Genomic DNA, 13,655 nt, shown 5'->3' with positions numbered 1-13,655 from the left:
GTCCGCTCAGCGGCGGGCGTCCCGCAGCTCGCGCGGCAGCGCGAACACGAGGGTCTCGTTGGCGGTGGTCACCGACTGCACACTGTGGAATCCGTGCTCGTCCAGTAGATCGATCACGCCACGCACGAGGATCTCCGGCACGGATGCACCCGAGGTGATACCGATCGTCTCGACGCCGTCGAGCCATGCGGGGTCGACCTCGCGGGCGTAGTCCACCAGGTGCGCGGCCTTCGCGCCCGCACCGAGCGCGACCTCCACCAGGCGGACCGAGTTCGAGGAGTTCCGAGAGCCGACCACTATCACCAGGTCGCATTCGGGTGCCATTGCCTTGACCGCGACCTGACGATTCTGCGTGGCATAGCAGATGTCGTCGCTCGGCGGATCCTGCAACTGCGGGAACTTCTCGCGCAACCGCTGCACGGTGGTCATCGTCTCGTCGACACTCAGGGTGGTCTGCGAAAGCCAGATCACCTTCGACGGGTCTCGTACCGTCACGGCATCGACCGCGTCGGGGCCGTCGACGAGCTGAACGTGGTCGGGGGCCTCTCCTGCAGTACCTTCGACCTCCTCGTGGCCTTCGTGGCCGATGAGCAGGATGTCGAAATCGTCGCGGGCGAAACGCTTCGCTTCCTGGTGCACCTTCGTCACCAGCGGGCAGGTCGCGTCGATCGTGTGGAGGTTGCGGACGGCCGCGGCCTCGTGCACCGCGGGCGAGACGCCGTGCGCCGAGAACACGAGGACCGACCCCTCAGGGACCTCGTCGGTCTCGTCGACGAACACGACACCTTGCTCGGCAAGGGTCTCCACGACGTGCCGATTGTGCACAATCTCTTTACGGACGTAGATCGGAGCACCGTGCTTCTCGAGAGACTTCTCGACGGTCTCCACTGCACGGTCCACACCGGCGCAGTATCCTCTCGGCTCGGCGAGAAGGACGCGCTTCCCCGGCGCCGATGTGCCGGGTGACCGTGTGATTCCTACTTCGAGCGGGACAGGCGCAGACATGTCTCCAGAGTACGGGCCGAGCGGTCACACCGACCCGCTCGGCTACCAAAGACACCGATCGTGAGGCAGGGTGAGGGAATGATCCGTCCACCGTTCATGGCACGGGTGGCCGCCGGCGTGGCCGTCACCGCGTACGAAGAAACTCTCCGACTTCCGAGTACTGCAGTTGCGCTCCCGATGACCACGGTAAGTCAGATCCTGCAGACCGCGATGCGGATGCAGCAAGTGATGACCGGCCTGGCGATCAAGGGCGATCAGCTTTTCGAGGTGTTCGCGTCGTCGCCTTCCGAGGAACCCGAGTGGGCAGTGTTCGACGAGGACAAAGAGCCTCTCACCAGCACAGAGGAGCCCGCAAGGCCGGTCGATACCGCGGCCCCGGCCGCACCGGGGGCGTCGGCGTCCGGCCGCTTCGCGCTGTACTCGGTGCCGCCGGGTGAGGCTGCGGGCAGGCCTGCCGCGGCCCCCGCCTCGACGGAGGCGCCCGCCACCACCCCCGCACCATCCGCTTCGTCCACCGCCGAGTCGAAGGCTCCCGCTGCTGCCGGGGCGAAGAAAGCGCCTGCGAAGAAGGCGGCCGCCAAGAAGGCCCCTGCGAAGAAGGCCTCGGCCCCGCGCCCCTCCGCCGCGAAGGCGGCTGTGACGAAAACCTCACCGGCGAAGAAGTCGGCGGCCGCGAAGTCCGCGTCGAAGTCGGCACCCGCCTCGGCGGCCAAGCCGACGCAGCCGGCCGAGATCGCCGAGTACCTCGACTACGGCACGTTGACCCTCGCGCAGCTGCGTGCTCGTCTCCGCACGTTGTCGGTCGAGGACCTCACCGCGCTCCTCGCCTACGAGAACGCGAACGCCGGGCGCGCTCCGTTCGTCACGATGCTGTCCAACCGGATCTCCAGCGCCGAACGCAAGTGAGCACAGGTCAGACCGGTGGTCGCACCAACTCGGCGGAGAACCCGTGGCCGGTGCGCACCGTGTCACAGAAGATCTCCGGTTGGATCGACAAACTCGGCACCGTATGGGTGGAGGGGCAGCTCACCCAGATCAACGCCCGGCCGGGGACCCGGACTGCGTTCTTGACCCTGCGCGACCCGTCGGTGGACATGTCGTTGCAGCTCACCTGCGACCCGCAGCTGCTTCGCGCATCCGAGGTGCCGCTCACCGAGGGCGCCAGCGTCGTGGTGTTCGGCAAGATCACGTTCTGGCCGGGTCGCGGCAGCCTGGCGTTGCGGATCACCGAGATCCGCCCCGTCGGAATCGGCGAACTTCTCGCACGCCTCGAGCGACTACGCAAACTTCTCGCCGCGGAAGGTCTTTTCGATCAGCGGCTCAAGCGCCCGTTGCCGTTCCTGCCCCGGCGCGTCGGACTGATCACCGGCCGGGCCAGCGCCGCCGAACGCGACGTGTTGTCGGTCGCGGAGCGACGGTGGCCCGCCGTGCAGTTCGACGTGCGCAACACCCCGGTGCAGGGGCCGACCGCGGTGCCGCAGATCCTCGAAGCGCTCGCCGCGCTGGACAAGGATCCCGACGTGGATGTGATCATCCTCGCGCGCGGCGGTGGTAGCCCCGAAGATCTGCTGCCGTTCTCCGACGAAGCTCTGTGCCGCGCAATCGTCGCGTGCACGACGCCCGTCGTCAGTGCGATCGGGCACGAACCGGACACCCCACTGTCCGATTACGTCGCGGACCTCCGGGCCGCGACACCCACCGACGCTGCGAAGTGTGTCGTGCCGGACGCCGTCGCCGAACAGGATCTCGTCGACGAACTCCGGTCACGAGCTGCCGGTGCCCTGAGGAACTGGGTGCGACGGGAAGAACACGTGATCGCACAGCTGCGCGACCGGCCCGTGTTGGCCGATCCGGCCGCCGCACTCGATCGGCGTACCGACGAGATCGAACGACTCCGGGTGGCCGCGCGCCGCGACATTTCGCGGACGATCGCGGCCGAGGCAACGACCGTCGAGCATCTGCGTGCACGCCTGTCCACACTCGGACCTGCGGCAACACTCGCTCGCGGCTACGCCGTGGTTCAGCGGGTCGTGGCCGACGGCGATCCCGAGGTGGTGCGGTCGGTGGACGATGCCCCGCCGGGCACACAGCTGCGAGTGCGAGTGGGTGACGGTGCGGTGCGAGCCGTCGTCATGGGACGAGAGAAGTGAAGGATCACGCTGTGAGCGACACGAATTCCGACGTTGCCGAACTCGGCTACGAACGCGCGCGCGATGAGCTCGCGAACGTCGTCAAGATGCTCGAGCAGGGCGGGCTGGATCTGGACGATTCACTCGCATTGTGGGAGCGGGGTGAGGCACTGGCCAAGCGGTGCGAGCAACATCTTGCCGGCGCACGTCAGCGGGTCGAGAACGCCCTCGCGCACGCCGACGACGAGTACGACGACAGCGACGAAGACTAACCGGTCAGGGCTCCAGCGGCTCGGCAACTCCGACCGCGGTGGCGAGTTCGGTGAACTCTTCGTCGGTGCCCGAACCACCGACCAGGATGCGGACGTCGCCGAAGTCCGATACCCACAGCGCTTCGACGCCTTCGCCCCCGTAGACGGTCCAGTCCCGGGTACCGATCTGCTGCGCGCCGGTGACGCGACGCGATTCGCCTGCCACGAACCGGACGAGTTCGTCCTCGCCCGCGTCGGACTGCGTGAAGCGCACGTAGCGTCCTCCGGCGGTGACGAACCCCACGGTGCTCGAATCGCCGCCTTCGCTTCCGGAGATGATGCTGCGACTCCCCGAGTTGGACTGCCAGCCCTCCGGAACTTCGGGGTGCCGGATCGGGAAGCCGAGTTCCTTCGCGTCGTACTTCAGGCCTGCATCGAGATCGAAGGTCGGTACCGGACCCGCAGTCGGCCCCCCGGGGCTGAAGGAGCACTGGCTCGCGACTCCGGCAATGACCAGCATTGCGACAACCAGCGGAATCAGCGACCAGGCCATATCGCGGGTGTCGTTCAGGATGCGAGGTTTCTTGGGAGCCACGTAACCAGTCTGACAGCCCACGCCGAGGTGCGGTGCGCCCGCCCTGGGTCCGACACGTCATCAAGGCCCGGGTGATGAGACAATGACCACGCGATACACCCATCCGCTCGTGCGGCCCCGATCCCGGCGGCCACATCTGCGCCGGCGCCACTCGAGCGTCGACCGACTTTCATCAGGAGGCAGTAGCCCATGACGGCCAGCACCCCACAGCGCCGCGAAGCTCCCGACCGCAACCTCGCGCTCGAACTGGTGCGCGTCACCGAGGCCGCAGCGATGGCAGCAGGCCGCTGGGTCGGACGCGGCGACAAGGAGGGCGGCGATGGAGCCGCCGTCGATGCCATGCGCCACATGGTGAGTTCGGTGTCGATGCAGGGCGTCGTCGTGATCGGTGAGGGCGAGAAGGATGAAGCGCCCATGCTCTACAACGGCGAGGAAGTCGGCAACGGCGACGGACCGCTGTGCGATGTCGCTGTGGATCCGATCGACGGCACCACGCTCATGTCGAAGGGCGCGCCCGGCGCGATCGCAGTCCTCGCAGTCGCTGAACGCGGCGCCATGTTCGACCCGTCGGCCGTGTTCTACATGGAGAAGATCGCGGTCGGTCCCGAGGCAGCGGATGTCATCGATATCACCGTCCCCGTCGCGGAGAACATCCGCCGCGTGGCGAAGGCCAAGAGCATTGCGATCCCGGACCTGACGGTCACGATCCTCGATCGCGAGCGTCACGCAGGCATCATCGGCGAGGTGCGCGAGGCGGGGGCCCGCATCCGATTGATCTCCGACGGCGACGTTGCCGGCGCCATCGCCGCGGCACGGCCCGGCTCGGGTGTCGACATGCTGCTCGGTATCGGTGGCACCCCCGAGGGCATCATCGCTGCGGCCGCCATGCGGTGCATGGGTGGCGCGCTGCAGGGCCGGCTCGCCCCGAAGGACGACGACGAGCGCCAGAAGGCCATCGACGCAGGACACGACCTCGACCGCGTGCTGACCACGACCGACCTGGTGACCGGCGAGAACATCTTCTTCTGCGCGACCGGTGTCACCGACGGCGAATTGCTGCGCGGTGTCCGGTACACCCCGGGTGGAGCCGAAACGCAGTCGATCGTGATGCGCAGCAAGTCCGGCACCGTCCGCATGGTCGAGGCCTATCACCGCCTCAAGAAGCTCGGCGAGTTCTCGTCGATCGATTTCCAGGGCGTCGACGGCGCCGCGCCGCCGCTGCCGTGACCTGACAGGCCTCTGTGGGGTGCAGGAACGTTTTCTTGCACCCCACAGATGTGCTCGGCGGGCCTACCGTGGACGGCATGACCGACACTTCCGAGCAGTCTTCCCCTCAGTACCGCATCGAGCACGACACCATGGGCGAGGTCCGGGTCCCGGTCGACGCCCTCTGGCGCGCACAGACCCAGCGCGCCGTAGAGAATTTCCCGATCTCCGGACGCGGCCTCGACCGCGCGCAGATCCGCGCTCTCGGACTTCTCAAAGCCGCATGTGCACAGGTCAACAAGGATCTCGGCCTTCTCGACGCCGAGAAGGCGGATGCGATCATCGCCGCTGCCCGCGAGATCGCCGACGGCAAGCACGACGACCAGTTTCCGATCGACGTGTTCCAAACCGGTTCGGGCACAAGCTCGAACATGAACACCAATGAAGTCATTGCGTCGATCGCCGCGCAGGCCGGCGTCACCGTTCACCCGAACGACCACGTCAACATGTCGCAGTCGTCGAACGACACATTCCCCACCGCAACACATGTCGCCGCCTCCGAAGCGGCCGTCGCCGATCTCGTTCCGGCACTGGGGCAATTGCAGAGCGCGCTCAGCGACAAGGCCACCGAGTGGCGCACTGTCGTCAAATCCGGCCGTACGCACCTGATGGACGCCGTACCCGTCACTCTCGGTCAGGAATTCGGTGGATACGCACGCCAGATCGAAGCGGGGATCGAGCGGGTGCAGGCCACATTGCCGCGCCTCGGCGAACTGCCCATCGGCGGGACCGCCGTCGGTACCGGACTCAACGCCCCGGACGACTTCGGGCCGCGGGTGGTCGCCGAACTCGTCGAGGCCACCGGTGTCGATGCGCTGACACCCGCCCGGAACCGGTTCGAAGCGCAGGCCGCGCGGGATGGTCTCGTCGAGGTATCCGGAGCGTTGCGCACGATCGCGGTGTCGCTGACCAAGATCGCGAACGATGTTCGCTGGATGGGGTCGGGTCCGTTGACGGGGCTTGCCGAGATCCAGCTACCCGATCTGCAGCCCGGAAGCTCCATCATGCCGGGGAAGGTCAACCCTGTTCTGCCCGAAGCGGTTACGCAGGTCGCGGCACAGGTCGTCGGTAACGACGCCGCGGTCGCATGGGGAGGCGCAGCGGGTGCATTCGAACTCAACGTCTACATCCCGATGATGGCGCGGAACGTGCTGGAGTCGATTCGGCTGCTCGCCAACGTCTCGCGGCTTTTCTCGGACCGGTGCATCGCGGGCCTGGTCGCGAATGTCGAGCATCTGCGCACCCTCGCCGAGTCGTCGCCGTCGATCGTGACCCCGTTGAACTCGGCGATCGGCTACGAGGAGGCTGCCGCAGTCGCCAAGGAAGCCTTGAAGGAGCGCAAGACCATCCGGCAGACGGTGATCGACCGCGGACTCATCGGCGAGCAACTCAGTGAGGACGAGCTCGACCGTCGCCTCGATGTTCTCGCGATGGCGAAGGTCGAACCCGAACGGTGATGCCCGACCCCGACCCCGGCCCCATGCTCCGGGGCCGGGGATGGCGTCAGTCCATCACCACCTCGGTCTGGCCGTCGATGTAGGTGATATGGCCGTTCTCGAAGTCGCTCTGCAGACCCCCGTCGATAGGATGCTCATCGCTGACCGGGAAACCTAGTTCGCCGCCTGCCCCGTCTTCCGCCTCCCACGCCACGCGGATCTCGCCCCACACGATGTGGGCGTCGGTGTCCGGGCTCCACGCGATGATGCCTCCGTCGAATTCGGCGATGTTGCCGTCGCCGACGTCCTCCTGGTTTCCGGTTGCCATGCCGAGCGGACTGGACTCACCGCCGACCTCGTTGTATTTGGCGAGGATCTGACCGCTCAGCTCGACCGATTCGCCGTCCGGTCCGGGTACCGCGCTGGTCTGCTCGTCAGCAGGCTCGGTGCCGGTCTCTTCCGCACCCTCGGTTCCTTCGTCGCCGGTGGTCTCCTCAGCGCCGGTGGTTTCATCAGAGCCCTGCACCTCGGACGCCACACTTTCGGCTGCGGACTCGACGGCGCTCGTAGCGCTACCGACAACATCTTCTGCACTGGTGTCGTCGCCGCAGGCCGAGGCGACCAGGCCGACGGCAGCGAGCGCAGCCACTGTAGTTGCCATTCGACGGTTGATTCGGTTCATGGATCTTCTCCTGTCGGACTTCCCGCACCGGTGGTCACGCACGGGATAGGACAAGCGGACGCCCCGAACGTAACCGCGCGGAACCGGTGTTCGTAGCCATTCGACCTGGATAAGTCCACTTTCTTCGAAGTGAACCGATTCATGGCGTCCCTGCAGATCGATTCGATTCCGAGAAGGTCGTTCTCGTCGACACGCCGGGAACGACGCCGTACCATCCCCGCAATCGACAAAAGGGGGAGCACATGAATGCCATCGCCACGACACCGACCACACCCGACACCGCCATCACGGTGGTCAGGGAGTTCCTCGAGGCCCTTTCCGAAAGCCGGCCACGCGACGCCACCCGCCACATGGATGACGACATGTCGTGGCACAACACCTCGCTGCCCACCCTGCGTGGCGCTCGGAGGATCGGCTCCGTGCTGGCGGGCCTCGAGAAGCAATCGCTCGGTTTCGATGTGGTGGTACACCATATCGCCGCCGAAAGCGCCGAGGTCGTGCTCACCGAACGCACCGACGTGCTCCGCTTCGGCCGCATCGAGATCGTCTTCCCGGTGTGCGGCACGTTCGAACTACGCGACGGACGCATCGTTGTCTGGCGCGACCATTTCGATGTTCTCGGATTCCTCGGTGCGACCGCGCTCGGTCTCGTCCGGGCCGCGGTCCGCCGGCCGTAAACTCTCTGCGGCGACCGAACGGTTCGGTGGCCATCGAACAGGGAGCATTGACATGTCCGACGCCGAGTACAGTCCTGGGTTCGAAGCGGGACTCGAGATCCGGCGCGAAGTCATGGGAGACGACTTCGTCGAGCGAGCCTTCGACCGCGCGCGAGGCACCGATTCCGAGGAAATCCAGGAGTTCGTCACCGAACATGCCTGGGGTGCAGTGTGGTCGAGGCCCGGCCTCGACCGCCGTAGCCGAAGCCTGCTCAATCTCGGCATGCTCATCGCGCTGCGCGCCGAGAACGAGCTGCGCGGTCACGTACGAGGCGCACTGCGCAACGGCTTGACCCGCACCGAGATCGTCGAATCCGTGATCCATTGCAGCGCCTACTGTGGCGCCCCCGCGGCACTCGCCGCGATGCGTGTCGTTCAGGAAGTACTCGAGACCGAACTCGGCGCCCTCCCCGACTCCGAATAGCGCACTCGCACATGGCCGAACGTCACCTTCGGCTATCTCAGCGTACTGAAGGTGACGTTCGGCCGACACATCAAGCGCCCGGCGCGAACTCCTCGAGCATCTCGGTCACGAGCGCCGCGATCGGCGAACGCTCGCTGCGCGTCAGCGTGATGTGCGCGAACAGTGGGTGACCCTTGAGCTTCTCGATCACCGCTGCCACACCGTCGTACCGCCCGACACGGAGGTTGTCGCGCTGCGCGACATCGTGGGTGAGCACCACCCGCGACCCGGTACCGAGCCGCGACAGCACCGTCAGCAGCACATTGCGTTCGAGAGACTGCGCCTCGTCGACGATCACGAACGAGTCGTGCAGCGACCGCCCGCGAATATGGGTGAGCGGCAACACTTCCAGCATCCCTCTCGCGATGACCTCCTCCATCACCTGCGGGCTCGCGAGCCCCTCGAGGGTGTCGAACACTGCCTGTCCCCAGGGGTTCATCTTCTCGGCCTCGGTCCCGGGGAGATAGCCCAGTTCCTGACCGCCGACGGCGTAGAGAGGCCGGAACACGACGACCTTGCGGTGGGACCGCTTCTCGAGCACCGCCTCGAGGCCCGCTGTCAGCGCAAGTGCCGACTTGCCGGTTCCCGCCTTACCCCCGAGTGACACGATGCCGACGGATTCGTCGAGCAGCAGATCGAGTGCGACGCGCTGCTCGGCCGAGCGGCCGTGCAGACCGAATGCCTCGCGGTCACCGCGGACCAGCTGCACCTGCTTGTCCGCGGTGACGCGGCCGAGTGCGCTCGAGGATCCGCCGAGAAGACGGATACCGGTGTGACACGGAAGATCCCGGGCCGCTTCGAGATCGACGACGCCCGCCGCGAACAACTCGTCGATCAGCGCCTTGTCCACTTCGAGTTCGGACATGCCGCTCCAGCCGGAGGTGACCACGTCCTGTGCGTGGTATTCGTCCGCGGTCAGGCCGACCGCACCCGCCTTGACCCGCAGCGGTGTGTCCTTGCTGACGAGCACCACATCGCGACCCTCCGCCGCCAGATTCATTGCGCACGCGAGAATTCTCGAGTCGTTCGAATCGGTGCGGAAACCGGAGGGCAGGACCATCTGATCGGTGTGGTTGAGCTCCACGTGCAGCATTCCACCGGACTCGCCGACCGGGATGGGGCGGTCGAGGCGACCGTGGCGCTGCCGCAGGTCGTCGAGCAACCGCAGTGACTCCCGCGCAAACCACCCGAGTTCGTGGTGGTGGCGCTTGCCTTCGAGCTCGCCGATCACCACCAGGGGCAGTACGACCTCGTGTTCGGCGAATCTCGTGACCGCCCACGGATCGGAGAGCAGGACGGAAGTATCCAGCACGTAGGTGCGTACGGCTGGAACGGAGCGTGTTGCGTTCACGTGAGGCTCCTCGACCTGCGCGGCACCGCGCAGATTGTTCGGTGGCCGGTCGTTCCCTGGTGGTCCTCACGGACACGAGGGCCGGGTGCCGGCCCCTCGCTCGGACTGTTCTGCCGCACGATCAGGGACCTCCCGCGTAGCCGGCACTGCGCCGCCTACACCCTCGACGCTAACCCCGATACGACCGGTTCGCTGGGTACCGGCAAGGCGTGTCGGTGAAGTTCGGATGAACCGCAGTTGTCCGTCTGCGCGGCATCACGAGAGCGTCGCGGCCAACTGCCCGTCGTGAGGCACGTTGCGGTGGGCCGTCGCTTCGAGCGCGCCGATGATCGCGTCGGTCGTTTCGACCCTGCCGACCCGCTTGGCAACGTATTCGAGAGCCATCACGTGCTCGTCGCGCGAGAAGTCGGCGGTGCCGTCGACCACCATGAACGGAGCAACGTCGCTCATGAAGGCATCGGCGGCACTGAGCATGCAACCCATGTGCGCGTAGACCCCGGTGACGATCAGCTGGTCACGGCCGTAGTGCGCGAGCAGCTGCCGAAAATCGGTGCGCTGGAAAGCGGAGTACCGCCACTTGGTGACCTGGATGTCGGAGGTGTCCGGGGTCAGCTCATCGATCACCTCGGTGTCGCGGCCTGCGGTCAGGCCGGTGCCCCAGAAGTCGGCGAGGATGCCTCGGCGGGACGGGTGCTGATCGCCCGGCTGCATCGTGTAGACCACGGGCACTCCCGCAGCCTTGCAGGCCTCGCGGATACGAACGATGTTGGGAACCACGACGGACAGCGGCTCGGCGTCCGGCCGGTAGGCGTCGATGAAGTACTTCTGCATGTCGTGGATCAGCAGGACGGAACGCGAGGCGTCGAGCGCCCACTCCACTCTGGCGTCCGGGAGCTCGTCGCGGGTGGGCATCGAGTACGGGGAAATGGCGGGAATGGCCATGCGGCATAGTCCTTCTGGTCTCAGGGCACAAAAGTTGTCGCGAACATTGCGGCCATGAACACGGCCCCAACGGAGCATAGGCTACCCTAATGACCGCTCCGAGATGGGTGTCGGACACGCACGAGCCGAACGACATACGACGTGAGCCCGGTCCGCACCCATACAGGTGCGGACCGGGCTCACGACAAGCACAGGTCGAGACCGGAACCCCGGCCTGGACGACTCAGATCAGGGGCCAGTCCTCCAGTCCCTGGTAGAGCGGGATGTCCTGCGCCAGCTTGCTCACCCGGGCGCGCAGCGCGTCGAGATCGGCGCCACCGATGAGCGTCTGCGCGATGATGTCGGCGACCTCGGTGAACTGCTCGTCGCCGAAGCCGCGGGTTGCGAGCGCCGGGGTACCGATGCGCAGGCCGGAGGTGGTCATCGGCGGGCGCGGATCGAACGGCACCGCATTGCGGTTGACGGTGATGCCGACCTCGTGCAGCGCGTCCTCACCCTGCTGTCCGTCGAGCTGCGAGTTGCGCAGGTCGACGAGAACCAGGTGGACGTCGGTGCCGCCGGTCAGGACCGAGATGCCCTTGTCGGCCACATCGGCCTGCGACAGCCGCTCGGCGAGGATGCGGGCACCCGACAGCGTGCGCTGCTGGCGGTCCTTGAACTCCTCGCCCGCGGCGATCTTCAGCGCGACGGCCTTCGCGGCGATCGCGTGCATGAGCGGACCGCCCTGCTGGCCGGGGAAGACCGCCGAGTTGAGCTTCTTGGCCCACTCCTTCTTGGCCAGGATCAGACCGGAACGGGGGCCACCCAGGGTCTTGTGCACCGTGGTCGACACGACGTCGGCATACGGCACGGGCGACGGGTGCAGACCCGCAGCAACCAGACCTGCGAAGTGAGCCATGTCGACCCACAGGTAGGCCCCGACCTCATCGGCGATCGCGCGGAACGCCGCGAAATCCTCGTGCCGCGGGTACGCCGACCAGCCCGCGACGATGACCTTCGGCTTCTCCCGAAGCGCGATGTCGCGGACCTCGTCCATGTCGATGCGGTGATCGTCCTTGCTGACCCCGTAGGACGCCACGTCGTACAACTTGCCGGAGAAGTTGAGCTTCATGCCGTGCGTGAGATGACCGCCGTGCGCGAGATCGAGACCGAGGAGCTTCTCCCCCGGCGTCATGAGCGCCATCAGCACAGCCGCGTTGGCCTGCGCGCCCGAGTGCGGCTGAACGTTTGCGAACTCGGCGCCGAACAGTTCCTTCGCGCGGTTGCGGGCGAGGTCCTCGATGACATCGACGTGCTCGCAGCCACCGTAGTAGCGGCGACCGGGGTAGCCCTCGGCGTACTTGTTGGTCAGGACGCTGCCCTGGGCCTGCAGGACCGCACGCGGCACGAAGTTCTCCGACGCGATCATCTCGAGGGTGTCGCGCTGACGAGACAACTCACCGGCCATCGCCTGCGCGACCTCCGGGTCGAGATCGGCGAGCGAAGCGGTGTTGACGTCAGTGCCGGGCACAGTTGTCATCGAGGATTCTCCAAGCTGAGGACGGCAGGATACGGCGTCCAGTCTACGAACCGCGCCTCCATTCGAGGAACCCGGTCCCCGTAGGTGACCGAGGTCACCGCAGCGAACTCGGCACGAGCGGCTCGTCGAGCAGGCGCAGGAAGCGTTCGGAACGCGCGTCGCCGACCGGAACCTGAGCGAGCCAGCCGCCGAGCAGTCGGTAGCCCTCTACGTAGGTACTGATGTAGGCGCGCCACAGCGGCGACGACAGGAACCGCAGGGATTGCCGCGCGCGTTCCTGACTCGACAGCGACCAGCGCTGCAGGAACTCGGCGACATCGTCGTGACTGCGCCCGCGGTCGTGCAGCAACAGCGCGGCATCCTGACGCACCGAAAGCAACCCGGCGGACGCCTGCCCCAGCTGCTCTGCGAGTTCCCCGTCGAATCGGAGTCCGAGATCCGCGTAGATCTCCTGCGCCCAGAGCCCCCAACCCGGCCCGACGATCGCCTCCAGCGCGAGGTCGGCGAGCCCCTCGGCCATGAGGCACTGCGGGGTATTGACGAGGAACAACGTCTGTTCACCTTGCCCGCCCGCGACGAGGCCCGCTTCCTTCCTGCAGTGTTCGGTGTGATGGCCGGGATAGGCCTCGTGCGCGATCAGCCGCGGCAGATTCGACATCTGCTGCTCGAGGTCGGAGTTGATCGCGACCCGCGACCGATAGTCGCCGAGGTAGTAGTTGAACCCGGACCACGGCTTGTCGCCGACCACCTCGTATTCGACGTGCTCGGTCTCGGGCAGCGGGTAGACCGCGCGGACTCTGTCGCGCAGCGCACTCGAAAATGCCTCGACGCATTCGGCCAGCCGGTCGGCGGGAATCACCTCGGTCTTGCGATGAGCCTGCAGCCGTTCGGCCAGCGACGCCCCACTACTCCGAATGGGCAGCAGCGCGTCGAGGCGTCGATGCGCGTCGCGGTAGTCGTCTTCGTTTCCGGGCTCGATGTACACGTCGAAATAGGCTGCGACCTCGTCGACGAATCCGATGTCGTCGCCTGCGAACTTGCGGGCGGAGCAGTCCAGTGCCCGCAGGTGGGCGTCGAGAAACCGGGTCCGCTCGTCCGAGAGTCCCGCAGCCGGAAGCTCGCGGCGGAGCCGTTGCGCGATGTGTGATAGATCACGAGGCGCCGCCGGGGGCGCGTTCTCCGTTCGGTGCCGCAACTCCGGGTCGCCGGTGTAGGCGTCGACGAACCCCTCTTCGAGACGGTCGAAAGCCAGCCCCAGCAGCAGGTATTCCCGTACGAATGCGTCCGATCCCATACCCGG

Annotated in this window: 14 protein-coding genes; 7 read left to right on the top strand and 7 right to left on the bottom strand. The window is 66.6% G+C overall.

Annotated features, from left to right (window positions below; translation table 11 throughout):
- Nucleotides 1–6: 6 nt before the first annotated feature.
- Nucleotides 7–1,005 (bottom strand): 4-hydroxy-3-methylbut-2-enyl diphosphate reductase, encoded by a 999-nt coding sequence (locus ACSYG9_RS17105; RefSeq protein WP_440123668.1) that lies wholly within the window; start codon nt 1,003–1,005, stop codon nt 7–9.
- 78 nt (nt 1,006–1,083) lie between these two features.
- Here ACSYG9_RS17105 and ACSYG9_RS17100 point away from each other — a divergent pair, with 78 nt between their 5' ends.
- Genes ACSYG9_RS17100 through ACSYG9_RS17090 form a run of 3 tightly spaced genes read left to right on the top strand, consistent with a single transcriptional unit; the run spans nt 1,084 to nt 3,406 of the window.
- Nucleotides 1,084–1,911 carry a lipid droplet-associated protein gene (locus ACSYG9_RS17100; RefSeq protein ID WP_454839275.1) on the top strand — a complete coding sequence of 276 codons (828 nt, stop codon included), beginning with the start codon at nt 1,084–1,086 and terminating at the stop codon, nt 1,909–1,911.
- A complete protein-coding gene (xseA, locus tag ACSYG9_RS17095; RefSeq protein ID WP_454839274.1) occupies nt 1,908–3,155 on the top strand; it encodes an exodeoxyribonuclease VII large subunit in 1,248 nt (415 codons plus the stop codon). Before ACSYG9_RS17100 ends, xseA begins: the two co-directional genes overlap by 4 nt.
- Before the next feature lie 11 nt (nt 3,156–3,166).
- Nucleotides 3,167–3,406: an exodeoxyribonuclease VII small subunit gene (locus ACSYG9_RS17090; RefSeq protein ID WP_440123665.1), complete on the top strand. Its 240-nt coding sequence runs from the start codon at nt 3,167–3,169 to the stop codon at nt 3,404–3,406.
- A gap of 4 nt (nt 3,407–3,410) precedes the next feature.
- Here ACSYG9_RS17090 and ACSYG9_RS17085 read toward each other — a convergent pair whose 3' ends face one another.
- Complete coding sequence (locus tag ACSYG9_RS17085) at nt 3,411–3,980, bottom strand: DUF4245 domain-containing protein (protein ID WP_440123664.1); 570 nt, start codon at nt 3,978–3,980, stop codon at nt 3,411–3,413.
- Between the two features lie 189 nt (nt 3,981–4,169).
- On the opposite strand from ACSYG9_RS17085, the gene glpX reads away from it, so the two are divergent.
- Both glpX and ACSYG9_RS17075 read left to right on the top strand, forming a co-directional pair.
- Entirely contained in the window at nt 4,170–5,207 is a 1,038-nt protein-coding gene (gene glpX / locus ACSYG9_RS17080; RefSeq protein ID WP_440123663.1) for a class II fructose-bisphosphatase, read from the top strand.
- Between the two features lie 77 nt (nt 5,208–5,284).
- Nucleotides 5,285–6,703 (top strand): class II fumarate hydratase, encoded by a 1,419-nt coding sequence (locus tag ACSYG9_RS17075; protein ID WP_454839271.1) that lies wholly within the window; start codon nt 5,285–5,287, stop codon nt 6,701–6,703.
- A gap of 46 nt (nt 6,704–6,749) precedes the next feature.
- On the opposite strand, the gene ACSYG9_RS17070 is transcribed toward ACSYG9_RS17075, so the two are convergent.
- Nucleotides 6,750–7,364, bottom strand: coding sequence for an LGFP repeat-containing protein (locus ACSYG9_RS17070; protein WP_440123661.1), 615 nt, complete (start codon nt 7,362–7,364; stop codon nt 6,750–6,752).
- A gap of 242 nt (nt 7,365–7,606) precedes the next feature.
- Here ACSYG9_RS17070 and ACSYG9_RS17065 point away from each other — a divergent pair, with 242 nt between their 5' ends.
- Together ACSYG9_RS17065 and ACSYG9_RS17060 are read left to right on the top strand one after the other, a co-directional pair.
- The gene (locus ACSYG9_RS17065; RefSeq protein WP_454839269.1) at nt 7,607–8,041 is read left to right on the top strand and encodes a limonene-1,2-epoxide hydrolase family protein; all 435 of its coding nucleotides are present in this window, start codon (nt 7,607–7,609) and stop codon (nt 8,039–8,041) included.
- Between the two features lie 52 nt (nt 8,042–8,093).
- On the top strand, nt 8,094–8,504 hold the full coding sequence (locus ACSYG9_RS17060; protein ID WP_440123659.1) for a carboxymuconolactone decarboxylase family protein: 411 nt from the start codon (nt 8,094–8,096) through the stop codon (nt 8,502–8,504).
- Nucleotides 8,505–8,574: 70 nt separating this feature from the next.
- Here the strand turns inward: ACSYG9_RS17060 and ACSYG9_RS17055 are convergent, their stop codons facing one another.
- The 4 genes from ACSYG9_RS17055 to ACSYG9_RS17040 all read right to left on the bottom strand — a co-directional run bounded on the left by ACSYG9_RS17055 (nt 8,575) and on the right by ACSYG9_RS17040 (nt 13,649).
- Nucleotides 8,575–9,894 carry a PhoH family protein gene (locus ACSYG9_RS17055; RefSeq protein WP_440123658.1) on the bottom strand — a complete coding sequence of 440 codons (1,320 nt, stop codon included), beginning with the start codon at nt 9,892–9,894 and terminating at the stop codon, nt 8,575–8,577.
- 255 nt (nt 9,895–10,149) lie between these two features.
- The gene (locus tag ACSYG9_RS17050) at nt 10,150–10,836 is read right to left on the bottom strand and encodes an isochorismatase family protein (protein ID WP_440123657.1); all 687 of its coding nucleotides are present in this window, start codon (nt 10,834–10,836) and stop codon (nt 10,150–10,152) included.
- A gap of 223 nt (nt 10,837–11,059) precedes the next feature.
- Entirely contained in the window at nt 11,060–12,355 is a 1,296-nt protein-coding gene (gene glyA, locus ACSYG9_RS17045; protein WP_440123656.1) for a serine hydroxymethyltransferase, read from the bottom strand.
- A 94-nt stretch (nt 12,356–12,449) separates the two neighbouring features.
- Nucleotides 12,450–13,649, bottom strand: a complete 1,200-nt coding sequence (locus tag ACSYG9_RS17040) for a DUF885 domain-containing protein (protein WP_454839267.1) — start codon at nt 13,647–13,649, stop codon at nt 12,450–12,452.
- Nucleotides 13,650–13,655: the final 6 nt, after the last annotated feature.

The sequence above is a fragment of the Rhodococcus sp. SJ-2 genome, assembly GCF_053750035.1.
The sequence above is the reverse complement of the archived record's forward strand: the minus strand, read 5'-3'. Positions and strand labels throughout refer to the sequence as shown.